This is a genomic window from Nocardiopsis mangrovi, assembly GCF_042653925.1.
GTDB classification, from domain to species: Bacteria; Actinomycetota; Actinomycetes; order Streptosporangiales; family Streptosporangiaceae; genus Nocardiopsis_B; species Nocardiopsis_B mangrovi.
Genome location: NZ_JBHSFQ010000011.1, coordinates 129,446 through 152,261, shown reverse-complemented (window position 1 = coordinate 152,261; position 22,816 = coordinate 129,446). Strand labels below are relative to the sequence as shown.

The following is a 22,816-nucleotide window of genomic DNA, read 5'->3' as shown; positions in this document are numbered from 1 at the left end:
GGGGACGTGTCCGCTGTTGTCGAATCCGGATCGCGTAGGGGATCCTTGGATAACGTGTTCTTATGAGCCGGCCGGGAACGCGCGCGGGGCGGGACGCGTCCGATGCGGTGCGGCGCTGCGCCGTGATGGGGAGACGGGGGCCGACATGCCCGCGGATGACGACGAGGGGAGACGTGCCGTGGGGGTTCAGGCACCGGTCGGAGTGCGGTCGCGAAGTCAGAACCAGCGCCGGAAGCGGATCGTGCAGACGGCGGCGGCCCTGGCGCTGCGCGGCGGCGTCGAGGCCATGCAGATGCGGGCGGTGGCCGAGCGCGCCGGTGTCGCGCTGGGCACGCTCTACCGGTACTTCCCGTCCAAGATGGACCTCGTCGTCGCGGTGGTCACCGAGGAGCTCGACCTCCTGGAGAACAGCATCAGCCGCCGGCCGCCCGGCGACCCCACCGCCGCGGGGCGGGCGGTGGACGTGCTGATGCGGGCGACGCGCGGCCTGATGCGCGAGCCCGAGCTCGCCGACGCGCTGGTGCGGTCGCTGATCCTCGCCGAGGTCAAGACCGAGCTGGGCGCGCGCATCACCGACCTCCTCTGGCGCGTGGCCGGACGCGTCCCGGGGGCGGCGCCGGAGGACGGCGCCGGGGCGGCAGGGGAGCCCGACCGCGACGCGCCGGGCTACGTACTGGTGGGCTCGCTGGCCAGCATCTGGATCTTCGAGCTGCTGGAGATCCTCAAGGGCCACCGCGACCTCGACCAGGTGCGCGCCCGCCTGGAGATCGCGGCCGTCCCTCTCCTCTCCGGCTTCGAGGACGCCCCCGCCGCCGGGTGAGACGGCGCGCGCGACCCGCGGGTCGGCCCCGCCCCGCCATTCGTGGACCAGGGATGCGGTCTCGACGAGTTCGACGGGCCATCTCCGGCGGACATCGCGGGACCGCTCCCATGCGTCGAGGCCCCCGGGGTGATGCGCGTCCATAGGCGTCCGCTGACGGAGCCGGTGCCGACCACGATCTCGGCGAGCATGTCGTGCCGGCCCAAGGCCGGGAGGCCGGGCCGCGAGCGGCCCCGGGCGCGCACGACGACGCTGCGCTCGCGGTCGGCGAGGCGGATCGGATCGATGGTGTCCGCCACGATCACTCCTTAGCCGTCATCTGCCGCTGTGAGGCCGATCGAGGTCGGCACAGGCAACGGCGGACCACGCCGCACGGTCGGCGGTCGCGGTCCGGTGGAGAGTGGCCGACCCCACGTCGGCGCCGCTCCGCTCCCCGTCGCGAAAATAGAACGCGTTATAGTTAGGCCGTCACCGACCCCCGGGAGGCGGCCATGGGACATCCGGTCATCGTCGAGGCGGTCCGCACCCCCATCGGCCGCAGGCGCGGGGCGCTGTCGGCGGTCAAGCCCGTCGCGCTGCTCGCCCGCGTCCAGCGGGCGGTGGTCGAGCGGGCCGGGATCGACCCCGGCGAGGTCGGCCAGGTCTTCGCCGGGTGCGTCACCCAAGGCGGCGAGCAGGGCAACCACGTCGGGCGGCACGCCTGGCTCTACGCCGGGCTGCCCTGGCGGACCGGGGTCACCACCCTCGACGCCCAATGCGGATCGTCCCAGCAGGCCGTGCACATCGCCGCCGCGATGATCCGGGCCGGCGTGATCGATACGGCCGTGGCCTGCGGGGTGGAGAGCATGAGCCGGGTGCCCCTGGGGCGAGCGGTGGCGCCCGACGACCCGCGGCCCGGAGACTGGACGGTGGATCTGCCCGACCAGTTCACCGCCGCCGAGCGCATCGCCGCGCGGCGCGGGCTGACCCGGCCCGACCTGGACGCCTGGGGGGTACGCTCGCAGGCCCTGGCCGCGACGGCCTGGGCGGAGGGCCGCTTCGACCGCGAGACGGTGGCCGTCGAGGCCCCGGCCCTCGACGGTGACGGCGCGGAGACGGGGGCGACCGCGCCGGTCACCCGGGACGAGGGCCCGCGCCCGACGACCGCCGAGGGCCTGGCCGCACTGCGCCCGGTGGCCGAGGGGGCGCTGCACACCGCCGGGACGTCCTCGCAGATCTCCGACGGCGCGGCCGCGGTGCTGCTGATGAGCCGGGAGCGGGCCCGGGAGCAGGGGCTGCGCCCCCGGGCCCGGCTGCGCGCCCAGGCGCTGGTGGGGGCGGAGCCGCACTTCCACCTGGACGGACCGGTCCGCGCCACCGAACGCGTGCTGGCGTCGGCCGGAATGGCGCTGGGCGGTATCGACCTGATGGAGGTCAACGAGGCGTTCGCGTCGGTGGTGCTGTCCTGGGCGCGCGTCCACCGGCCCGACCTCGACCGGGTCAACGTGAACGGCGGCGCCATCGCGCTGGGCCATCCCGTGGGCGCCACGGGTGCGCGGCTGGTCACCACGGCGCTGCACGAACTCGAACGCAGGGACGCCTCGACCGCCCTGGTCACCATGTGCGCGGGGGGAGCACTGGCCACGGCCGCGGTTCTGGAACGGGTGTGACGGCGGTGGTTGGGACGGATGAGCGCCGTTGCGGCTTCGTGGGGTGTCAACGGCCGCGACGCGTGCCGCGGCGTCCGGTTCGCCCCGGGCGGCGGCCTGCCCGAAAGCACCATGCGCGGCTCTGGTCTGGCGGTTTGTCGCAGACCGAGAGAACACACCCGAATGTCGCGAATCCGAGGGGGCGGAGGCCGGTAACAGAATGGCCGGGATGGTGCCCGATCCATCGCCCTGGCCCGCGATCCCAGGCTCGTCTGCACGCAGAGGAGGAACCGGTGTCCAACGCCAGCCGCTTCCCAGGTGGCGCCGCATCCGAGAACGCCGCATCCCACGCCTCCGCAGCACCCCCCTCCTCCTCGTCCCCCGCGGCGCCGACGTTCGCCGACTTCCGCGCCTTGGCGGCCGGGCGGCCGGCTCCTCCCGCACCCTGCGAGCGGTGCATGCACCGGATCTGCCGGGACCGGCGCGCCGCGCGGCAGCCGCGGATCAACGGCCACCGCGTGGAGTTCGCGCCCGAGCACGGCAAGGCGTCGGAGCTGGAGCGGCGCCTGCCCGGCATCGTGGTGTGGTTCGGCGAGGCCACCCACGCCTATTGGGCGCTCACATCCAGCGGTCTCGTCGAGATCGACGACATCGACGCACTGGGGCCGGCGGGATCGGCGGGACGCATGGGCTCTGTGGGGCCAACGGAGCCGGTGGGCTCCATGGGATTCGTTGAGCCGTCAGAGGCACCGGGGGCGCTCGGGTTTCCGGGGGGACCGACGGCACGGGAAGCCCTCGATTACAGAGCGGCGGTCCCACACAGAGGGGCGGTCCCACCCTCGCGCCGCACCCGCCGCTTCGGCGGACACATCGGCGACGCCGAGACCGAGTCCCCCGCACCGGGCCGAGAACCCCAGGTCCACCCGTCGACGTGACCCGGTGCCGAAGGGCCGGGCCCGGAGGTGGTGCCCGACCGGTCGCCGGGATGGACCCCGCCGTCCGGACACCCCCGTTATGGGGCGGCAGGGACGCGTGACGCACGCCCCGCCTTCCACACGAACCCGCCGCGGGCGGAGCTGCCGCGGGAGGCATCCCGGCCGGCATGGGCGACGATCCCGCACCCCCGGCAGATGAACGGCCCCTGGCCGACACGGTCGCTCGACACGGCCGCACTCGGCGCGCGTCTGCGACGTGTACGCGGGATCGGCGAAGACCAGGGCACCCCGGCCCGCTCGGCCGTGCAGGCGATGAAGCCTCCGAGCCGGGCGAAGGCCCAGGAGGGAGGGGGACCCGTTGGGGTTCGCGGAGCCGTACCCGGTCGCGGCCGCCCTTGGGTTCTTCGTGGGACGGGCCGCACCCGGTGCGTTCAGCCCCGGCCACGATCGTCTTGGAGACGGCGCGGTCGGCGGTCGCGGCGGGTGACGCGACTCGTGAAGCCCGCCCGCAGGCGCGTCGCCGCGGTCGGCTCCGGGGGCGTCGATGCACGGGGTTCCTCCCGTGCCGGCGGCGCACACCGGAGACCGGTGGTGGCGGCGGACCCCCTCGGCCGGAGCGGCCGGGCGGGTCCGCCCTCGTCACTGTCCGCCGCGGCCGGCGCGCACGTGGGGACCGTGCCGTTCGTGTCGGCCGGGCTCGGGTCCTGGGCCGGGTCGCGGCGGGCGGCCGATGGTGCCCCCGCCGTCACCCCCTCGGTGTGAAGAGGCCCGTGAGGTCGTCGAAGAAGCGGCCGACGGGGCCGCGGGGTTTCTCCTCCGGTTCTTCGTCCTCGTCCGGCGGGGCCTCGTCCGGGGGTGAAGGCTCGGACGGGGGCTCGGGGACGGGGGCGGGTGCGGCCGTGGGTTCGGGGGCGGGGTCGGCCGGGTCCGTGTCCTCCTGGGGGGCCTCGGGCCCGGGCTCTTCGCCGTCCTCGACCGGGGGCACCGTCTCGGCCTCGGCGGCGGCCTCACCCAGGACGCGTGGTCCGGCGGGATCCGGTGAGGGGTGGGGTGCGTGGGCGGGGTCGGAGATCGCGGCGTCGGCGTCGTCGCCCGCGATCGGGAAGGGCAGGACGCTGCCGGGCAGGCCGGAATCGACCGTGTCCCCGCCCCCTTGGCCCAGCAGCGCCATGGCGCCCCATGTCGCGGCCAGGATGGCCGCGCCGATCAGCCCGGCGCTCGCCGGCCCTAGCCGGCGGTGCCGGAGGTCGTCGTCGGCCCCCGCGCCGGGCAAGCCGAGTTCGGCGATCTGCTCGGGCGGCCCCGATGCGACGTCGCGCGTTGTGATGCGGTCGGCGGGCAGCGCCCGCGTGCTCTCGGCAGGCGCGGATCCGGGCCCGCCGTCCGCGGATCCGGGCGGGGTCGTGGAATCGGTTCCGCGGCCGGTCCGTTCCCGGGCGCCGCTGTCCAGTGCGGTCATGTCCTCGTCGGTGTCGTCGTCGCTCCGAGTGTGGTCCCCGTGTCCGGTTCCGCCGCTCGCAGCGGTTCCGGTCGCGGTTCTGGACACTCTGCCGACGCGGACCCGGGGCGCGTCCCCGGCTCCCGTCGTTCCGGTCGCCCCGGCGCCGCCGTCGGCGGCCACCGGCGCGGGCGGGACCCCGCCGATCGGAAGCCTTCCGGTCGCCGGCGCCGGCCGGTCGCGGTGGAGCGGGTAGCCGTCGGCGTCGAGGGGGGCCAGGGCGGTCGCCGCCGCGCGGCGCTCGGGCCCGCCGAGCGGGCTCGCGCACTCCCGGAGGACGAGCGAGCGCAGCGTGGCGGGCGGGCCGGGCGGGTCGAGTTCGGCGAGGTACGCGCGTACGGCGCGTTCCGCGTCGGTGTACCCGCCGGTCGTCTCCTGGCGTGCCTGCTCTCCGGCGGCCCCGGCGTGCGCGGTGTTCCCCGACGGCGCGGCGCCCGTGTGCGTGCCCGTACCCGTCGCCGGGTCGGGTGCCCCGCTCTGCCCGGCGGCCGGCCCGGGCGTCCCGTCCTCCCCGGTCGCCGGATCGGGCGTCCCGTCCGGCCCGGGGGCCGGGGCGGGCAGCGCGGAAAGGGTCTCCGCCGCACGCGCGACCGCCGAGGCGCAGAGTTCGTGTGCCGTCTCCTCGGCCAGGCCGAGGAGACGGGCGATGTGCTCGGGCGCGAGCCCGTGGCGCAGGCGGAGTTCCAGGAGTTCGCGGTGGCTGGGCGGCAGCCGCAGCGCCAGTTCGACAGCGGGTTTCTCGCTGTCGGCCGTGGCCAGGCCGGCGTACGGGGAACGCGGGCTGAACCCGCGCAGCCGAGCCGCGGCGCGGGCCAGCGCGAACAGCCACGGCCGCAGTTCGGCCGGTCTGTCGCCCATGTCGGGCGCGAAGTACGCGGCCGCGAGCAGCGCGTGGCGCACGGCGGCGCCCGCGCGGTCGGGTTCCTCTCCCTGATCGGGGCCCAGTAGAGTCCAGCAATAGCGGTACAGCTCCGGGGCGAAGGCGTCGTAGCAGCGGCGATGGCCGCCGCCGGCGCGCAAGAGCGCCAAGACCTCCGCCCCGGTGTCGGCATGGTGACGCCCGATATCGGCGTGCGTTGTCACGTTCCCTCCCAAAAGCGCGACACGCGTACTCCGGCGGGCACCGCAAGCGTGGTGATAAGCCGGAGTTGTCCGGATCACGCTAGCGATTTCCAGGGGTCGACGCCCGGAATGCGGTTGAGCTGTGGCCGGAAGGTAAGAATTATGTCACCTCCCGAGGACCTGGTCATTCGCCTCCGCGCGATGGCGAGCCGATTTCCACCATTCGTTCCACGGAACGGCGCGCTTTCGCGGCCGTGGCCTCGTCGACCGTGATCTCGGTGGTGCCCGCGCGCAGGGCGCTGAGCAGCTTGTCCGCCGTGATCATCTTCATGTAATGGCATTCGGCCCGCGGATTGACCGGCTCGAAGACCGTTGTGGAATTGGCCGCGCGCAGCTGGTGCAGCATGCCCGTTTCGGTCGCGATGAGGACCTTTCCGGCCGTTGTGCTCTCGGCCGCCGAGAGCATTCCGCCCGTGGAGAGGACCTTGACGCGCTCCTGGGGCACGGCGCCCGAACCCACCAGGTACAGGGCCGAGGTGGCGCAGCCGCACTCGGGATGGACGTACAGCTCGGCGTCGGGTTCGGCGGCGACCCGCTCGCGCAGCGTGGCGCCGTCGATGCCGGCGTGCACGTGGCATTCCCCCATCCACACGTGGATGTTGTCGCGCCCGGTCACCCGCTTGACGTGCGCGCCCAGGAACTGGTCGGGCAGGAACAGGATCTCGCGGTCCTCGGGGATGGAGCGGATGACATCGGCGGCGTTGGAGGAGGTGCAGCAGATGTCGGTCTCGGCCTTCACCGCCGCGGTCGTGTTGACGTAGGCGACGACGACCGCGTCCGGGTGCTCGGCCCGCCAGGCCCGCACGTCGTCGGCGGTGATGGTGTCGGCGAGGGAACAGCCCGCCTCCGGCTCGGGGAGCAGGACCGTCTTCTCGGGGGAGAGGATCTTGGCGGTCTCGGCCATGAAGTGCACGCCGCAGAAGACGATGGTGCTCGCCTCCACGGTCGCCGCCAGCCGCGACAGCGCCAGGGAGTCTCCGGTGTGGTCGGCGACGTCCTGGATCTCGGGCCGCTGGTAGTTGTGCGCGAGGATGACGGCGTCGCGCTCCCGGGCCAGGCGGCGGACCTCGGCGGCCCACTCGTGTCTGGTCATGGTGTCCGCCGCGGCGGTGACCGTTGCCATGTGGTGTTCCTTCGGCCGTGGCGCCGCCCGGTGGAGCCGGGCGGCGGCCTCCTGGCTGTGGGGGATTGCCCACAGCCAGTTAATGCCTTTCAGGCAAAAACTCCACGCAGCCTAACATGTGTCCCATGGGAGGGACAGGGGCGGGCATCGACGGCGTCAACGGCGGCGGTGGCACCCGCGAAACGCGCATGAACCCCGCGATCGGTGCCGCGGCGGCGGAGCGGCCCGCCGCCATGGCCGGGCACGAGGTGCTGGCCGTCGTCCTCCAGATCCGCGACGACCGGCTGAGCGTGCTGCTCTGGCGCCGGGCCCGGCCGCCCTTCGAGGACCGCTGGGTGCTGCCCGGCGGCCGGCTGGGCGACCGCGAAGGGCTCGGCGAATCCGTGCGGCGCCAGCTCGCGCAGAAGGTCGATGTGCGTGATCTCACCCACCTGGAGCAGCTGGAGACCCGAGGTGAGCCCGACCGCCACCCCTACGGGCGCATGCTGGCCACCGCCTACCTCGGGCTGGTCCCCGCCGACATCGACCCCGTCATCCCGTGCGATACGCACTGGCACCCCGCGTCGGACCTGCCGCCCATGGGCTTCGACCACGCCGCCATGGTGCATTCCGGGCGTCGCCGGCTGCGCGCCAAGCTGTCCTACACCAACGTCGGCTTCGCTCTGGCGCCGCCGGAGTTCACCATGTCGCAGCTGTCGCGCTATTACCGTGCCGCGCTCGGCCACGACGTCGCGGCGACCAACCTGCGCCGGGTGCTCCTGCGCCGCGGCCAGATCGAGGAGACCGGCGAATCCGTCCCTTCGGGGCGTTCCGGCGGCCGCCCCGCCGCGCTCTTCCGGTTCCGCACCCGCCGGCTGGAGATCACCGACGCCTTCGCGGTACTGCGCCCTCCGCCCGAGGGCTGACCCGCCGGGCGCGAAAGGGGTGGCGAGCCGCGCCGATCATGGCGGCCCGGCCGTGTTAGCGTCCCTTTCGTGACGATTCGCAGTGTGGTGTTCGACGTCGGCGAGACCCTGATCGACGAGACGCGCATCTTCGGGCGCTGGGCCGACCGGCTCGGTGTGCCGCGGCTGGCCTTCTTCGGCCTGCTGGGCGCCGTGCTGGCCGAGGACCGCCCGCTCATCGACGCCTTCCGCCTCGTCAAGCCGGACTTCCGCCTCGACGTCGAGACCGCGGCCTGGCTGGCCGCCGAACCGGAGTCGCTGCGGGAGGGCTTCGACTCCGGCGACCTCTACCCCGACGTCCGCACCACCCTGGGCGAGCTGCGGGCCATGGGGCTGGACGTCGTCATCGCCGGCAACCAGCCCGCGTCCGCCGGTCCGGCGCTGCTCGCCATGGACCTGCCCGCCGACCAGATCCACGTCTCCGACGACTGGGGGGTCGCAAAGCCCGACCCCGCGTTCTTCGACCGGGTGCTGGAGGCCACCGGGCGCGCGCCCGCCGAGATCCTCTACGTCGGCGACCGCCTCGACAACGACGTCCTGCCCGCCAAGCAGGCGGGGATGGCCGCCGCGCTCGTGCGCCGGGGCATGCTCGGCTACCTGCACAGCGGGCGGCCCGACGCCAAGCGCGCCGATGTGGTGCTCGATGGACTCTCACCGCTGGCCGGCTGGGTCGCCGCGCGCGCCTGAGCCGCGCGCCGGCCGGGCGGGCGGCCGTGCCCCATGGGGGCGCGACCGCGGTGCCGGGGTCCGTCCGGCGGTCTATGGGGCCATGTCGGGTAAATTCCTGGTTTGCCAATCTGAAAACAAGGGAAAAAGCGACCCCATGACCGACCGCCGGATCGACCCAGCGCACCGCACCACCTCGGGCGACCACACCCTTCGGAGTGCCCGGGCCGCCAGGACCCCGTCGGCAGACCGCAGCCACCGCGACCTCAGCGGCGTGCCCGAAAGAAGGACACGACCAGCCACATGATCACCTTCGAGGGTGTCAGCAAGCACTACCCCGACGGCACCGTCGCCGTCGACCGCCTTGACCTGGAGATCCCCACCGGGCGCACCACGGTCCTGGTCGGCTCCTCGGGCAGTGGGAAGACCACCGCCCTGCGGATGATCAACCGCATGGTGGAACCCACCAGCGGCGTCCTGGCCATCGACGGCGAGGACATCCGCGGCAAGGACCCCGCCACACTGCGCCGATCCATCGGCTACGTCATCCAGCAGGCCGGCCTCTTCCCGCACCGCACCATCGTCGACAACATCGCGACGGTCCCGCTGCTGCTGGGCACCCCCAAGGCCGAGGCACGCGGCCGCGCCCGCGAGCTGATGGAGCTGGTCGGGCTGGAGCCCGCCCAGGAGAAGCGCTACCCCCATCAGCTCTCCGGCGGGCAGCAACAGCGCGTGGGGGTCGCCCGGGCGCTGGCCGCCGACCCGCCCATCCTGCTCATGGACGAGCCCTTCAGCGCGGTCGACCCCCTGGTGCGCGCGAGCCTCCAGGACGAACTGCTCCGGCTCCAGCAGGAGCTGCACAAGACGATCGTCTTCGTCACCCACGACATCGACGAGGCCGTCAAGCTCGGCGACGCCATCGCGGTGTTCCGCTCCGGCGGCCGGCTCGCCCAGCTCGCGCCGCCCGAGAAGCTGCTCGCCGAACCCGCCGACGCCTTCGTCGAGGACTTCATCGGCTACGACCGCGGGGTACGGCGGCTGTCCTTCTTCCCCGCCCGCGACCTCTCCCCGCGCAGCGACATCATCGTCGCCGACACCGCGACCGCCGCCGATGCGGGGCAGGTGGCGGCCGCCACCGGCGAGCCCTGGCTCCTGGTCACCGACGCCGGCCGGCGCCCGCTGGGCTGGATCGGCGCCGACCGCCTGGCGGGACTGGACCCCGGGAGCGTCCTGTCCGGCGTCGACCTCATCGGGTACGGCCACACCTTCACCGTCCCCACCGACTCGCTGCGCGCCGCGCTGGACGCCGCCGTCCTCTCGCCCGCCGGGCGCGCGGTCGGGGTCGGGGCCGACGGCACGGTCATCGGCGTCGTCTCCCAGACCGACCTCGGCACGGCCATCTGGTCGGTGGGCGAGGCCGACGGCCACGCCGCGGCTGAGGGCGACGATGACTGACCCCGGCGCCGCCCACACGCCCCTGTTCGCGGGCGGAGCGGTCGAGGTGTGGGACTGGACGGTGTCCAACCTCGACGACCCCATCGCCCCCCGCCTGCTCGAACACCTGCAGCTGTCGGTCGTGCCCGTCCTGCTGGGACTCGCCCTCGCGCTGCCGCTGGGCGTCGCCGCCGCGCGCTGGCCCCGCGTCTACCCGTCCCTGCTGACCGGCGTCAACGTCCTCTACGCGGTGCCCTCGCTCGCGCTGTTCTTCCTGCTGCTGCCCTACACCGGGTTCAGCCCGTGGACCGCGATCATCCCCCTCGCGCTCTACACGCTGGCGATCCTGGTGCCCAACGTCGTCGACGGGCTGCGCCAGGTGCCCGACCACGTGCGGCAGGCGGCCGTGGCCATGGGCTTCAGCCCCCTGCGCCGGCTGGTGGCGGTGGAGCTGCCGGTGGCCGTACCGGTCATCATCGCCGGCCTGCGGGTGGCGACCGTCGCGACCATCAGCATGGTCAGCGTGGCCTCGCTGGTGGGCCTGGGCGGCTTGGGCCAGATCATCCTGACCGACGGCTTCCGCCGCAACTTCGCGGCCCCGGTGATCGTCGGCGTGGTGCTCTCGGTCGTGCTCGCCTTCGTCGCCGACGCCCTGCTCGTCCTGGTACAGAGATGGCTCACGCCCTGGACCCGCGGGCGCGGGGGAGCGGCGACCGCGGCGGCGCGGACCGGCTCCGCGGCGCGCGCGAAGAAGGGGGAGGCCGCATGATCCTCGACGTCGTCGAGTGGTTCACCCGGCCCGAGCAGTGGACCGGCTCCGCCGGGATCCCCGCGAGGTTCGGCGAGCACGTGCTGTACTCCGCCCTCGGCCTGGTCCTGTCCGCGCTCATCGCGATCCCCGTCGGGCTCCTCACGGGCCACACCGGGCGGGGCGGGTTCGCGGCCATCACCCTCGCCAACTTCGCCCGGGCGCTGCCCACGATCGGGGTGCTCACCCTGGTGGTGCTCGGCATGGGCCTGGGGCTCACCCCGGTACTGGTGGCCCTGGTGGCGCTGGCCGTCCCGCCGATCCTCGTCAACACCTACGAAGGCGTGCGCGGTGTCGACCCCCAGCTGCGCGACGCGGCGCAGGGCATGGGAATGCGCGGCCCCGAGGTCCTGTTCCGGCTGGAGCTGCCCATCGCCCTGCCCCTGATCCTGGTGGGCCTGCGCACCGCCGCCATCCAGGTGGTCGCCACCGCCACGATCGCCGCCTATGTCGGCATCGGCGGCCTGGGCCGCTACATCGTCGACGGCCAGTCACGCAGGGAGATCGAGATGATCTTGGGCGGATCCCTGCTCGTGGTGGCGCTGGCGCTCATCGTCACCGGCCTGTTCGCGCTGCTGCGCCGCGTCGCCGTGGCGAAGGGCCTGCGCGTCCGGCCCGCCGCCACCCCCTGATCCCGGGACGCCGCGGCCGGTCCGCGGACGTCCGCCGAAACCCCACGATGGAAACAGAAGAAGGTACGTCATGCGCATAGCGACGCGGTTGGCGGTCGCCGGAGTCCCCCTGATGCTGGCGGCCACCGCCTGCGCCGGGGGAGACGACCCCTACGCCGGGGGCGGCGGGGGCGGCGGCACCGACGGCGCGGTCGTCGTCGGCTCCGCCAACTTCCCCGAGAGCATCCTGCTGGCCGAGATCTACGCCCAGGCCCTGGAGGCCGAGGGCGTGACCGTGGAGAAGCAGCTCGACATCGGCAGCCGCGAGGTCTACTACGACCAGATCGAGTCGGGCAACCTGTCGGTGTTCCCCGAGTACAACGGCGGCATCCTGTTCTACCTCGACCCCGACGCCGTCTCCGGCGACACCGAGGCCACCAACGCCGCGATCGAGGAGGCCCTGCCCGAAGGGCTGGAGATCCTCGACTCCGCCGCGGCCGAGAGCAAGGACTCGGTGACGGTCACCCGCGAGACCGCCGAGGCGGAAGGTCTGGAGACCATCGCCGACCTGGCCGAGGCCGCCCCGGAGATGGCACTGGGCGCCCCCGCCGAGTTCGAGACCCGCGCCCAGGGCGTTCCCGGGCTGGCCGAGACCTACGGGGTGGAGTTCGGCGAGTTCACGCCCCTGGAGGGCAACCTGCTCGTCCAGGCGCTCGCCGACGGCGACGTGCAGGCCGCCAACCTGTTCACCACGAACGCCGCCTTCACCTCCGGCGACTACGTCGCGCTGGAGGACCCGGAGAACGTGTTCGGCTCGCAGAACGTGACGCCGCTGATCCACGGCGGATCGGTCGACGAGACCGCGCGGGCCGCGCTCAACGCGGTCTCGGCGGAACTCACCACCGAGCAGCTGACCGAGCTGGACCAGCGGGTGGAGGTGGACCACGAAGAGGCCGACGACGTGGCCGCCGACTGGTTGAGCCAGGCCGGGCTGGCCTGAGCAGGAGCCGGCGTGCAGGGGCGGACCCCGGAGCAAGTGGGGTCCGCCCCTGCACGACCCGGGCCGTGGGGTACCCGGTGGGGACGCTAAACGGTTCCCTATCGATGGGGCCTGAAAGCCGTCGGGAGATGGGGCGCGAGGGCCCTCAGTGAGCCGTCACAGGATCAGGGCCAGAACGAGTCCGACCGCCAGGATCCCGAGCACCGTATAGAAGCCGTCCATGGGTCCTATTGGACTGCCTCCCGGCCCCGCGGCGGCACTAGCCCCAAGGTCAAGGTTGGGCTCACCACCGGACCGGTAGGACTTACTTCTCTATAGCTTTTGCCTCATGCGAGGGAGCGGTATCTTCCCCCGTACCTGATCAGGGGCGACGGGTCGGCCTCCGGTCCGGCGACCTGGGGCAGCGACTCCACCGATGCCAGGTAGACCACGTGGTCGCCGCCCTCCACGCGGGCCGTCACCCGGCATTCCAGGGCGGCGAGCGCGGTGTCCAGGACCAGGGCGCCCGTGTGCTCCCCCCGATGGTGTGCCTCCCCGGCCAGCAGCAGCCGCGCGCTGGGGCGGCCCTCGGCCGCGAACCGCCCGGCCAGCGCGCGGTGGCCCGATCCCAGGACGTTCACCGCGAACCGCCCCGCCAGCTCGATCGCCTCGGCCAGGTAGCTCGTGGACAGCACGCCGAGCATCACCATGGGCGGATCGGCCGACACCGAGGTGAAGGCGGTCGCCGTGCTCCCGATGTCATCGCGGCCCTCGCGCACCGTCACCACGGTCACGCCGGTGGCGAACCGGGACATGGTCTCGGTGAACTCCCCGGGGTTCATCCGATCTCCCAGCTCCCGGGCATGGCGAGCGGCCCCGCCGCCGGCAGCCCCAGGCGCGCGGAGATCTCGGCCAGCGACCCCCACGCGTCCAGCCGCCCCTGCGGCGCCGCCGCCCGGTCCTCGCTGGACTCCGCGGGGATCAGCCGCTCCAGCGGGCCCGCGCTCGGGTAGGGGCGCAGCGCGGCGCCGGGCATCCCGGCCTTCTCCCGGGCCAGGCGCACCGCGGTCTCCAGCCCGCCCAGTTCGTCGACGAGCCCGCGGTCGCGGGCGTCGCGCCCCGTCCACACCCGGCCGCGGGCGACCTCGTGGACCTGCTCGGGGGTCATGCCGCGCGCCTCGGCGACCTTGCCGGTGAAGTCGCGGTAGATGCTGTCGAGCATCGCGTTGATCCGCTCCCACTCGGAGTCGGAGAAGCCCCGGTCGGTGCCGAACATCCCGGCGTGGGCGGCGCCGTCGATGGAGTCGGTGGCGACCCCCAGCCGGTCCATGAGCCCGGTCAGCACGGGTTTGGCGGTGTAGACGCCGATGGAGCCGGTGAGGGTGCCGGGCTGGGCCACGATGAGGTCGCCGCCGAGGGCGATGTAGTAGCCGCCGGACCCCGCGAAGTCGCCCATGGACACGATCACGGGGGTCCCGGCGTCGCGGGTCAGGGCGACCTCGCGGCGGATGATGTCGGAGGCCACCGCGGAGCCGCCGCGGCTGTCGACGCGGAACACCACGGCCTTGACGGTGTCGTCCTCGCGGGCGGCGCGGAAGGCCGCCGTCACGGTGTCGGACCCCATGGTGGCGCCGCCGCCCAGCGGTGAGCGCCGGCTGCGGCCGGTGGCGATGACGCCGATCCCCGAGATGAGGCCGATGTGGTCGCGGCTGCGCGCGGTGGAGACCCGGGAGGCCACCGCGTGGCGGTGGTGGTAGCGGGTGACGTACTGCAGGCGCGCCGACGCGCCGGGGCGCGCGCCGTCGCCGAACCTGCCGAGCAGGTCGGCGTAGACCTCGTCGCGGTAGGCGAGCCGGTCCACCAATCCCGTTTCGAGCGCCTCGCCGGCCAGCAGCGGGCCGCGGTCGGTCAGTTCGCGCACGCGCTCGGGGGTCAGCCCGCGGCCCTCGGCGATCCCCTCGACCACCTGCTCGCCCAGCGACTCCACGATGCGCCCGGCCGCCTCGCGGTGGGCGTCGGTGTAGCCGGTCTCGGTGAACACGTTGACCGCGTTCTTGTACTCGTGGCGGGCGCCCGCCTGGTACTCCACCCCGAGCTTGTCGATGGCCGAGCGGAAGAACGTGGTGTGCATGCCCAGCCCGGTCAGCCCCACCAGCCCGGTGGGCAGCAGCGCGATCTCCTCGAAGGCGGTCGCGAGGTAGTAGGGGACCGTCCCGGGACCGAAGTCGCCGAACGACTCGCTCCAGGCCACGGTCGGCTTCCCGGCGGCGCGGAACGCCACCACCGCCGCGCGCAGCTCCTGCACGCGGGCGAACCCCAGCGGCCTGCCGTCGATCCGCGCCGCCAGCGCCACCACGCGCGGGTCGTGCGCGCCGCGCCGGATGCCCTCGATGAGGTCCGACAGCCGCTGGTGGCGGCGGGCCAGGAGCTGGCCGAGGGGGTCGGCCGGCGCCTCGTCCGAGAGCCCTTCGGTGAGGTCGATTTCGAGGACCAGCGGCGCGCTGCGCCGTCGGCGGGCCTTGGACACGGGATCGAGCAGCTTCGCGACATCCACCATGCCCTTCAGGCTAATGGCTGGCGCGCAACGGGGGCGTGGCGCGCGCAGGCGCATTCGCCCGCTATCGTCGGTGAGGTCACGCAGGACTCAGAAGGGAATCTGATGCCCGGGACGTCCGGTCGAGTGCGGTTCAACCGGGGCCGGTCCGGCCCCGCAACGGCGGCGGCCGCAGCGGTCGCGCTGCTCGCGGCCGGGTGCGGCTCCGCGGACTCCGGGGGCGGCGACGCCCCCGCCCTCGACGCGCGCTACAGCGAGGTCGTGCCCGCGGCGCAGCCGCCCGCTCCCGACGGGTTCTCCCCGGCCGAGGTCGAGGGCGTGAAGATCAACGCACCCGAGGACTGGAACATCGACAGCACCGGCGGCCGGCTGTGCATGCGCCCGCCGGAGCAGGACAGCTGCGGGTACGGGTCCGTTCAGGTGCTGCCGCACGTGGCGAAGAACGACGAGAACAAGTGGCCCAAGCGCGGCGACGCCTTCAACGACGCCGAAGCCGGCTGGGCCTCGGCGCCCGGCGAGTGCCGCAGCGCGGCCACGGCCGAGGGCGGGACGCCGGTCACCGGCGCCGAGATCGTGTCGCCGCCCAACGACCTCACCGAGCACGCCGACGGCCTCAAGTCCCACCACCGGGTGTGGGAGGTCACGTGCGAGAACGACGACACCTTCGAGGTGCGGCTGTGGTTCCTGCCCGACAGTGACGTCGCCGTCTATGTGTGGTCGGTCGACTCCCGGTACGCGGCGGTCTACGACGAGGTCGCCGCCTCCATGGACATCTCCGACTACAAGAAGTAGCGGGCGGGGCCCGGGGCCGGTGTCAGGCTCCGGTGGAGTGCCGCGTTCTGCGGCACGTCGGACAGGACGTGTCCGGGATGGGGTTCTCGGTGCCGCAGCAGCCGCAGTACCAGCTGTCGGTGCGGCGCCGGCCCAGCAGTACGTCGTCGAGCAGCACCCAGTCGACCCTGGCCTCGAACCGGGAGTTGAAGCGCCGCGGCAGCGGTGCGCCGCAGCTCCAGCAGTCCTCCAGGAAGTTCCGGTCGGCGTTGACCGTCACCTGGCATTCGGGGCAGAACGCGAACCACAGCAGCGCGTGGCCGTCGCTCCCGGCGGGCACGGCCACACGCACCCCGTACATGAACCTGCCTCGCTCTACGTTGTTCATGGTGACCGAGCGTAGAGGCGTGCAGGTCACGGCGTACGAGGCTTTCCCCAAGGCACCCGGAATGCGGGTTACGGCCGGGCCGCGGCGCCCTCCCGGCCGGTCTCCGGCTCCGGCGCGGCCGCGACCGCCGTCGGGACGACGGCCCACCAGGTGACGCAGCGCAGCATCCACTCCACCGGTCCGTGCCGGAAGCGGCGCAGCCAGAGCGTGCTCGCCAGCCACTGGGAGGCGAGGATGGCGGCGGATATCGCGAACAGGGCGCCCCACTGGTAGCGGTCGGCGAAGCCGAACGCCCACCCCGCGGCCAGGAGCAGCAGCGTGGCCGTGAGGTAGTTGGTCAGCGCCATGCGGCCCAGCGGCGCGAAGACCGCCTCCAGCCCGGTGCGCAGCGGTGTCCGCATGAGCAGGCACAGGCCGGTCGTGTAGACGCCCGCCAGCAGCAGCCCGGCGATCGCGCTCGCGTGGGAGAACCCGCTGCTCATGAGGTCGGTGCTCTGCCAGCCGAGGGCCGCCGCGGCCCCCACCGCCAGGACCCCGAACACGATCGCCACCTGCCCGGTGCGGTCGGCGAGGGCCTGCGGGACGCGGTAGCGGACGGCGGCCAGGCCCAGCAGCAGCATGCCGGGGATGAGCGCCAACCCGCCGGTGAACACCGTGACCCCCAGCACGGTCGCCGCGCCGGCGCCGGCCAGGATCAGCGGCCGCGGCAGGTAGCTGGCGGGCAGCAGGACCAGCAGTCCCAGCACGCCGTAGGGCGCCAGCGCCTCGCCCGGGTGCAGGGTGGCGTGCACGACGCCCAGCAGGAGCAGCGCCGCGAGCCGGCGCGCCAGCACCAGCCGGGGCCGGGCGCCGCGGGCCGCGGCGGAGCCCAGGAGCAGGGCGAACCCGATACCGAACAGGAACGCGAAGATCGGGAAGAACCGCTCGTTCACCAGCAGGAGCAGCGCCGTCTCGGCGAGATGGCGCTCCCGGTCCGGATCGAACGGCACGTTGTAGCCCATGTGGGTGACCGGCCCGAAATTGGCCAGCAGGATCCCGCACAGCGCGAACCCGCGGACCACGTCGAGCACGTCGATGCGGGACCCGCCGCCACCCGGCCGCGGCGACCGGCCCGCCTCGGGATCCGAGGGCGAGGCCGTCCACGCGGGCGGCCGTTTCCAGATGTGCTTCACGGGGGGCTCCGTACGTCGTCGGGGGCGACTGATGTGCAGCGCGACGCTACCGGGGCGGGGCGGGGTCGGGGATCGTCCGCTCGGCGGAATCCGGCCGGCCGTTTTCTCCGACGTTCGTCGGGGGCGGTGATACCAACGTCGAATCGGGCGCGCCGGTGGTGCGGCCGTACCGGCCCTCAGCCGGCAGGCAGCCGGAACCAGTAGAAGCCGTGGCCGGGCAGCGTCATCCGGTAGGGCGGCGTGCCGATGGCGGGGAAGCGCACCCCGCCCATGCACTCGACGGGGGCGACGCCGTCGAACCGGCCCAGGTCCAGCGCCGCCGGCTGGGGGAACCGCGAGAGGTTGTTGACGCACAGCATGCGGTCGTCGCCGTGCTCGCGCAGGAACGCGAACACGCCGGGGTTGCCGGTGTCGAGTTCGCTGAACGCGCCGGTCCCGAACACCGGGTGCCGCTTGCGGATCCGGATCATGTCGCGGGTCCAGTTCAGCAGCGATCCGGGGTGGTCGCGCTGGGCCTCGACGTTGAGCGCCTGGTAGCCGTGGATCGGGTCCATGATCAGCGGCAGGTACAGCCGGGCGGGGTCGCCGTGGGAGAAGCCGGCGTTGCGGCCGGCGGTCCACTGCATCGGCGTTCGTACGGAGTCGCGGTCGCCCAGCCAGATGTTGTCGCCCATGCCGATCTCGTCGCCGTAGTAGAGGACGGGGGAGCCCGGCAGCGACAGCAGCAGCGCGGTGAACAGCTCGATCTGGTTCCTGTTGTTGTCGAGCAGGGGCGCGAGCCGGCGGCGGATGCCCACGTTGGCGCGCATGCGCGGGTCCTTCGCGTACTCGGCGTACATGTAGTCGCGCTCGTCGTCCGTGACCATCTCCAGGGTCAGCTCGTCGTGGTTGCGCAGGAAGATGGCCCACTGGCAGCCCCGCGGGATCTCGGGGGTCTGCTCCAGGATCTCGGAGATGGGGCGCCGCTGCTCGCGGCTGACGGCCATGAACATCCGGGGCATGAGCGGGAAGTGGAAGTTCATATGGCATTCGTCGCCGCCGGACGCGAAGTCCCCGAAGTAGTCGACGACGTCGGCCGGCCACTGGTTGGCCTCGCTCAGCAGCACCCGGTCGGGGTAGAGGCGGTCGACCTCGGCGCGCACGCGCTTGAGGAAGTCGTGCGTCTCCCGGAGGTTCTCGCAGTTGGTGCCCTCGCGTTCGAAGAGGTAGGGCACCGCGTCGAGGCGGAATCCGTCGATGCCGAGGTCCAGCCAGAAGCGCAGCACCTCCAGGATGGCGTCCTGCACGTCGGGGTTCTCGAAGTTCAGGTCGGGCTGGTGGGCGAAGAACCGGTGCCAGTAGTACTGGCCGCGGCGCTCGTCGTAGGTCCAGTTGGAGGGCTCGGTGTCGACGAAGATGACGCGGGCGTCGTTGTAGCGGTCGGCGGAGTCCGACCACACGTAGAAGTCGCCGTAGGGGCCGGAGGGGTCCTCCCGTGACGCCGCGAACCACGGGTGCCGGTCGCTGGTGTGGTTCATGACCAGGTCGGTGATGACCCGGATCCCGCGCCGGTGGGCCTGCTCGACGAGGTCGACGAAGTCGGCGATGTGCCCGAACTCCGGGAGGATGCTCAGGTAGTCGGCGATGTCGTAGCCGCCGTCGCGCAGGGGGGATTCGTACAGCGGCAGCAGCCAGACGCAGTCGATCCCGAGCCATTCGAGGTAGTCGAGCTTGTCGATCAGCCCGCGCAGATCGCCGGTGCCGTCGCCGTTGGAGTCGTGGAACCCGCGGGTGAGCACCTCGTAGAAGACCGCGCTCTTGTACCAGTGGGGGTCGCGCGGGGCGGCCGAGGTGAAGGTGTCGGGCACGGCCGCCGGGTCCGCGCGGCCGGCGGCCCGTACCGGCTCGTGTGTGGCCACGGGGCATCCCCGCCTCTCGGTGCCGCGCCCGACCACGGGTGTCCGCGCGGGCTGGACGGATACGACACGTTCGCTACCCACGCTCCTGGCGGATGTGCCGTGCGCCGGCGGTGTCGGCGCCGGCGATCGGTGTGATCATCGTCACGTGAACGGCCGGCGGGCGGCCGGGAGCGGGGGTGCGCTTGACCCGGCGCCCGGCGCAACGGTCATAATGGGTGAAACCGACAGGGGAGCGCTACGGCGCTGAGAGTGCGGTCGCCGACCGCAGACCCTCACACACCTGATCTGGGTCATGCCAGCGAAGGAAGTCGTGGACCCGCCACCGGACCGTCCCCGGCGTGCACGCACGCCGCCGGACACCGGCCGGCGCTCTTGGCCTGGGCCCTCCGTTTCGCGACGCGAAGGGACACCCATTGAGTGACACCGCATCCGGCCCCGGCACCGGGACCCCCGCACCGGACCGGCCGCGCTACCGCACGGTGGACATCGTCGTCGCCGCGGTCCTGGGCGTCGCCTGCGGCGTGATCTTCTGGTTCTGGGGCATGCTCTGGGCCGCCACCGAACCCCTCTTCCTGTTCTTCCCGCCCGCACAGGCCGTCCTCTACGGGGTGTGGCTGCTTCCGGGCGTGCTGGGCGGGCTGATCATCCGCCGGCCCGGGGCGGCCGTGCTCACCTCGACCGCCGCCGCCGTCGTCTCGATGCTGCTGGGCACCCAGTGGGGCGTCGCGGTCGTCCTCGCCGGCTTCACCCAGGGGCTGCTGCCCGAACTCGTCTTCGCCGCCGGCCGCTACCGCCGCTGGGGCATGGTCACGGCGGTCCTCGCCGGCGCCGCGGCCGGGATCTCCCCGGCCATCTGGGACAACATCCGCTACTACCCCGAGCTGCCGCTGTCCTTCCAGGTGCCCTACGGGGTCATCGTCGTCCTCAGCGCCGCGCTCGTCGCCGGCGTCGGCGGGCGGCTGCTGACCACGGCGCTGGCCAAGGCCGGCGCGCTGACCCCCTTCCCGTCGGCCCAGGGGTGACGTCCCCCGAAGGCGCGCGCGTCGATCTGTCGGACTGGGGGTGGCGGCACGCGGGCCGCGGCGGATGGGCGCTGCGCGGCGTCGACCTCACCATCGAACCCGGCGAACGGGTCCTGCTGCTGGGCGCGTCCGGCGCGGGCAAGAGCACGCTGCTGCACGCCATGGCCGGGCTCACCGGCGAGAGCGGCGCCATCACCGGCGACACCGAGGGGAGCCTGCTCGTCGACGGGGCGCCGCCCGGCGGCGGGCGCGGCGGGATCGGGCTCGTCGGGCAGGACCCCGAGACCCAGCTCGTCATGGCGCGCGCGGGTGACGACGTCGCCTTCGGCCTGGAGAACCTCGGCGTGGCACGCGAGGACATCTGGCCGCGCGTGCACACCGCCCTCTCCGGGGTCGGCTTCCCCTACGGCGTCGGCCGCCCCACCGCGGCCCTTTCGGGCGGGGAGAAGCAGCGCCTGGTGGTGGCCGGGGCCCTCGCCATGCGCCCCCGCCTGCTGCTGCTGGACGAACCCACCGCCAACCTCGACCCCGAGGGCGCGGCGCTGGTCCGCGCGCTGCTCGCGGACCTGGCCGCCACGACCGAGGCCACCATGGTCCTGGTCGAGCACCGGGTCGCCGACGTCGTGGGCGGCGCCTCGGCGGCGACCGCCCTGGTGGACCGGGTCGTCGTGGTGGAACAGGGCGGCGGGGTGATCGCCGACGGCGCCCCGTGCGCGGTCTTCGCCGAACACGGCGAGCGCCTGGCCCGGCGGGGGGTGTGGATCCCCGGGCACGAGCCGGCGCCCCGGGTGGCCCCCGCGCCCGGCGGCGGAGCCCTCATCGAGGCGTCCGGGTGCACGGTGCGCGCCCCCGCGGGAATCGGCGTCGGGTCCGGGCGCGGATCGGAGCGGCGTACCCTGCTGCACGCCGCCGACGCCGAGGTCCGCGCCGGGACCGCCACCGCTCTGACCGGGCCCAACGGTGCGGGCAAGTCGACGCTGCTGATGCTGCTGGCGGGGCTGGCCCGGCCCGCCGCGGGAGCGGTGCTGCCGCGCGGCCGCCTCGCCGAGGGGGACCGCCGCCCGCTCGCCCGCTGGCCCGCGCGGACCCTGTCCCGGCACGTGGGGACGGTCTTCCAGCACGCGGAGGACCAGTTCGTCACCGGGACGGTCCGCGACGAGCTGCGCTTCGCCCCTTTGCGCGCCGGCGTGGGGGAGCGGGCGACCGCGGCATGGGTCGAGGAGCTGCTGGAGCGCCTGCGCCTGGGCGCGCTGGCCGACGTGCACCCGTTCACGCTCTCCGGCGGGGAGAAGCGGCGGCTGTCGGTCGCCACGGCCCTGAGCTCCGGGTCCGCCCACGCCCCCGATGTGCTGCTGCTCGACGAGCCGACGTTCGGCCAGGACACGCGGGCCTGGACCGAGCTGGTCGAGCTGCTGGCCGGCCTGCGCGCGCAGGGCCGGGCGGTGGTCATGTGCACTCACGACGAACCGCTGCTGCGCGCCCTCGCCGATACCGAGCTGCGCGTCGACGGCGGCCGTGTGGCGGCCCCCGCCGCGCCCGTCACCGAAGGCGCGGAAGGGGGAGAGGCGTGATCCGCTCAGCGGGCGAAGAGGTGCCGCGGCGGCCGCCCGCCCGGGATCCCGGCGGCGCCGCGCCCCCCGAGGAGCCCGATGCGCGGGCCTGGCTGGTCCGGGCCAACCCCGCGGCCAAGGTGGTCGCCGCGCTGGCGGTGGTCGCGGGCCTGGTCCCGGTCGTCGACCCCGTCACCAGCGGCGCCGTCCTGGCGGCCGCGGTGCTGGTGCTCCCGTTCGCCGGGCTGCAGCGGGGCCTGCTGCTCCCCTTGGGCCTGCCCCTGCTGCTCATGGGCGCGTCGATCGGGGTGGTGACCCTGCTGTTCGGCGACGGCGGCCCCGCCGCCGCGCTCGGAACGGCCGTGCGGCTCCTGGCGATCGCCCTGCCGGGCATGCTCGTCGGGCTGACCAGCGACCCCACCGAGCTGGCCGACGCCCTGGTGCAGAGGCTCAAGGTCCCGGAACGCCCCGCCCTGGGCGTGCTCGCGGCGGTGCGGCTGGTGCCGCTGCTCGCGGCGCAGTGGCGGATCCTCGGCCTGGCGCGCCGGGCCCGCGGGCTGGAGGCCGGACGCAACCCCGCCACCGCCCTGACCGTCTTCGCCGGCAAGGTGTTCGCCCTCCTGGTGCGGTCGATCCGCACGGGAACCCAGCTCGCGACGGCGATGGACGCGCGCTCCTTCGGGGGCGGCCGGCGCACCCATGCCCGGGTGAGCCGGTGGCGGGCGGCCGACACGGGCCTGCTGGCCGGCACCGCCGCCGTCCTGTGCGCGGCCCACGGCCTGTCCCTGGCGCTGGGGACGTGGACGCCGCTGTTCTCCTGACACCGCCGGGCCGCCGGCGTCCCGCGCGTGGTAAACAGCGGGGGAGGCGACGGCCATCGAGGAAGGCGGCGG

The 22,816-nt window shown here is 73.9% G+C and carries 20 protein-coding genes, 1 pseudogene and 1 riboswitch; of the genes and pseudogenes, 13 read left to right on the top strand and 8 right to left on the bottom strand.

Annotated features, from left to right (window positions below; genetic code table 11):
- Positions 1 to 178 precede the first annotated feature (178 nt).
- Positions 179 to 820 (top strand): TetR family transcriptional regulator, encoded by a 642-nt coding sequence (locus ACFO4E_RS13760; RefSeq protein WP_378574527.1) that lies wholly within the window; start codon positions 179 to 181, stop codon positions 818 to 820.
- Between the two features lie 137 nt (positions 821 to 957).
- Here ACFO4E_RS13760 and ACFO4E_RS13755 read toward each other — a convergent pair.
- Positions 958 to 1,119, bottom strand: a pseudogene (locus tag ACFO4E_RS13755) (DUF5959 family protein); the annotation flags it as partial.
- 192 nt (positions 1,120 to 1,311) lie between these two features.
- Between ACFO4E_RS13755 and ACFO4E_RS13750 the strand changes: the two are divergent.
- Positions 1,312 to 2,469 carry a steroid 3-ketoacyl-CoA thiolase gene (locus tag ACFO4E_RS13750; protein WP_378574525.1) on the top strand — a complete coding sequence of 386 codons (1,158 nt, stop codon included), beginning with the start codon at positions 1,312 to 1,314 and terminating at the stop codon, positions 2,467 to 2,469.
- A 272-nt stretch (positions 2,470 to 2,741) separates the two neighbouring features.
- Positions 2,742 to 3,383, top strand: coding sequence for a hypothetical protein (locus tag ACFO4E_RS13745; RefSeq protein WP_378574523.1), 642 nt, complete (start codon positions 2,742 to 2,744; stop codon positions 3,381 to 3,383).
- Positions 3,384 to 4,128: 745 nt separating this feature from the next.
- Here the strand turns inward: ACFO4E_RS13745 and ACFO4E_RS13740 are convergent.
- Together ACFO4E_RS13740 and nadA are read right to left on the bottom strand one after the other, a co-directional pair.
- Entirely contained in the window at positions 4,129 to 5,964 is a 1,836-nt protein-coding gene (locus ACFO4E_RS13740) for a hypothetical protein (RefSeq protein ID WP_378574522.1), read from the bottom strand.
- 163 nt (positions 5,965 to 6,127) lie between these two features.
- Positions 6,128 to 7,126: a quinolinate synthase NadA gene (nadA, locus tag ACFO4E_RS13735; RefSeq protein WP_378574520.1), complete on the bottom strand. Its 999-nt coding sequence runs from the start codon at positions 7,124 to 7,126 to the stop codon at positions 6,128 to 6,130.
- A gap of 188 nt (positions 7,127 to 7,314) precedes the next feature.
- On the opposite strand from nadA, the gene ACFO4E_RS13730 reads away from it, so the two are divergent.
- The 6 genes from ACFO4E_RS13730 (at position 7,315) to ACFO4E_RS13705 (ending at position 12,589) form a co-directional block, all read left to right on the top strand.
- A complete protein-coding gene (locus ACFO4E_RS13730; RefSeq protein ID WP_378574557.1) occupies positions 7,315 to 8,031 on the top strand; it encodes an NUDIX hydrolase in 717 nt (238 codons plus the stop codon).
- 75 nt (positions 8,032 to 8,106) lie between these two features.
- On the top strand, positions 8,107 to 8,757 hold the full coding sequence (locus ACFO4E_RS13725; protein WP_378574555.1) for an HAD family hydrolase: 651 nt from the start codon (positions 8,107 to 8,109) through the stop codon (positions 8,755 to 8,757).
- A 282-nt stretch (positions 8,758 to 9,039) separates the two neighbouring features.
- Positions 9,040 to 10,191 (top strand): ABC transporter ATP-binding protein, encoded by a 1,152-nt coding sequence (locus ACFO4E_RS13720; protein ID WP_378574518.1) that lies wholly within the window; start codon positions 9,040 to 9,042, stop codon positions 10,189 to 10,191.
- Positions 10,184 to 10,939 (top strand): ABC transporter permease, encoded by a 756-nt coding sequence (locus ACFO4E_RS13715; RefSeq protein ID WP_378574516.1) that lies wholly within the window; start codon positions 10,184 to 10,186, stop codon positions 10,937 to 10,939. The genes ACFO4E_RS13720 and ACFO4E_RS13715 overlap by 8 nt, the downstream gene beginning before the upstream one ends.
- Entirely contained in the window at positions 10,936 to 11,610 is a 675-nt protein-coding gene (locus ACFO4E_RS13710) for an ABC transporter permease (RefSeq protein WP_378574514.1), read from the top strand. The genes ACFO4E_RS13715 and ACFO4E_RS13710 overlap by 4 nt, the downstream gene beginning before the upstream one ends.
- 70 nt (positions 11,611 to 11,680) lie before the next feature.
- On the top strand, positions 11,681 to 12,589 hold the full coding sequence (locus ACFO4E_RS13705; RefSeq protein ID WP_378574512.1) for an ABC transporter substrate-binding protein: 909 nt from the start codon (positions 11,681 to 11,683) through the stop codon (positions 12,587 to 12,589).
- A 326-nt stretch (positions 12,590 to 12,915) separates the two neighbouring features.
- Here ACFO4E_RS13705 and ACFO4E_RS13700 read toward each other — a convergent pair whose 3' ends face one another.
- Positions 12,916 to 13,410, bottom strand: a complete 495-nt coding sequence (locus tag ACFO4E_RS13700; RefSeq protein WP_378574510.1) for a flavin reductase family protein — start codon at positions 13,408 to 13,410, stop codon at positions 12,916 to 12,918.
- Positions 13,407 to 15,125: a signal peptide peptidase SppA gene (gene sppA, locus ACFO4E_RS13695; RefSeq protein WP_378574508.1), complete on the bottom strand. Its 1,719-nt coding sequence runs from the start codon at positions 15,123 to 15,125 to the stop codon at positions 13,407 to 13,409. Before sppA ends, ACFO4E_RS13700 begins: the two co-directional genes overlap by 4 nt.
- A gap of 102 nt (positions 15,126 to 15,227) precedes the next feature.
- Between sppA and ACFO4E_RS13690 the strand changes: the two genes are divergently transcribed.
- Positions 15,228 to 15,914 (top strand): hypothetical protein, encoded by a 687-nt coding sequence (locus ACFO4E_RS13690; protein ID WP_378574506.1) that lies wholly within the window; start codon positions 15,228 to 15,230, stop codon positions 15,912 to 15,914.
- Positions 15,915 to 15,936: 22 nt separating this feature from the next.
- On the opposite strand, the gene ACFO4E_RS13685 is transcribed toward ACFO4E_RS13690, so the two are convergent.
- From ACFO4E_RS13685 to treS, 3 genes are all read right to left on the bottom strand, one after another.
- Positions 15,937 to 16,281: a hypothetical protein gene (locus tag ACFO4E_RS13685; protein ID WP_378574504.1), complete on the bottom strand. Its 345-nt coding sequence runs from the start codon at positions 16,279 to 16,281 to the stop codon at positions 15,937 to 15,939.
- Between the two features lie 68 nt (positions 16,282 to 16,349).
- The gene (locus ACFO4E_RS13680) at positions 16,350 to 17,453 is read right to left on the bottom strand and encodes a DUF418 domain-containing protein (RefSeq protein WP_378574502.1); all 1,104 of its coding nucleotides are present in this window, start codon (positions 17,451 to 17,453) and stop codon (positions 16,350 to 16,352) included.
- 176 nt (positions 17,454 to 17,629) lie between these two features.
- Positions 17,630 to 19,351: a maltose alpha-D-glucosyltransferase gene (gene treS, locus ACFO4E_RS13675; protein WP_378574500.1), complete on the bottom strand. Its 1,722-nt coding sequence runs from the start codon at positions 19,349 to 19,351 to the stop codon at positions 17,630 to 17,632.
- Between the two features lie 216 nt (positions 19,352 to 19,567).
- A riboswitch (TPP riboswitch) is annotated at positions 19,568 to 19,675 on the top strand.
- 89 nt (positions 19,676 to 19,764) lie between these two features.
- Here treS and ACFO4E_RS13670 point away from each other — a divergent pair.
- Genes ACFO4E_RS13670 through ACFO4E_RS13660 form a run of 3 tightly spaced genes read left to right on the top strand, consistent with a single transcriptional unit; the run spans position 19,765 to position 22,744 of the window.
- Positions 19,765 to 20,373: an ECF transporter S component gene (locus ACFO4E_RS13670; RefSeq protein ID WP_378574498.1), complete on the top strand. Its 609-nt coding sequence runs from the start codon at positions 19,765 to 19,767 to the stop codon at positions 20,371 to 20,373.
- Positions 20,370 to 21,944, top strand: a complete 1,575-nt coding sequence (locus ACFO4E_RS13665; protein ID WP_378574496.1) for an ABC transporter ATP-binding protein — start codon at positions 20,370 to 20,372, stop codon at positions 21,942 to 21,944. Before ACFO4E_RS13670 ends, ACFO4E_RS13665 begins: the two co-directional genes overlap by 4 nt.
- A complete protein-coding gene (locus tag ACFO4E_RS13660) occupies positions 21,941 to 22,744 on the top strand; it encodes an energy-coupling factor transporter transmembrane component T (protein WP_378574494.1) in 804 nt (267 codons plus the stop codon). Before ACFO4E_RS13665 ends, ACFO4E_RS13660 begins: the two co-directional genes overlap by 4 nt.
- Positions 22,745 to 22,816 lie beyond the last annotated feature (72 nt).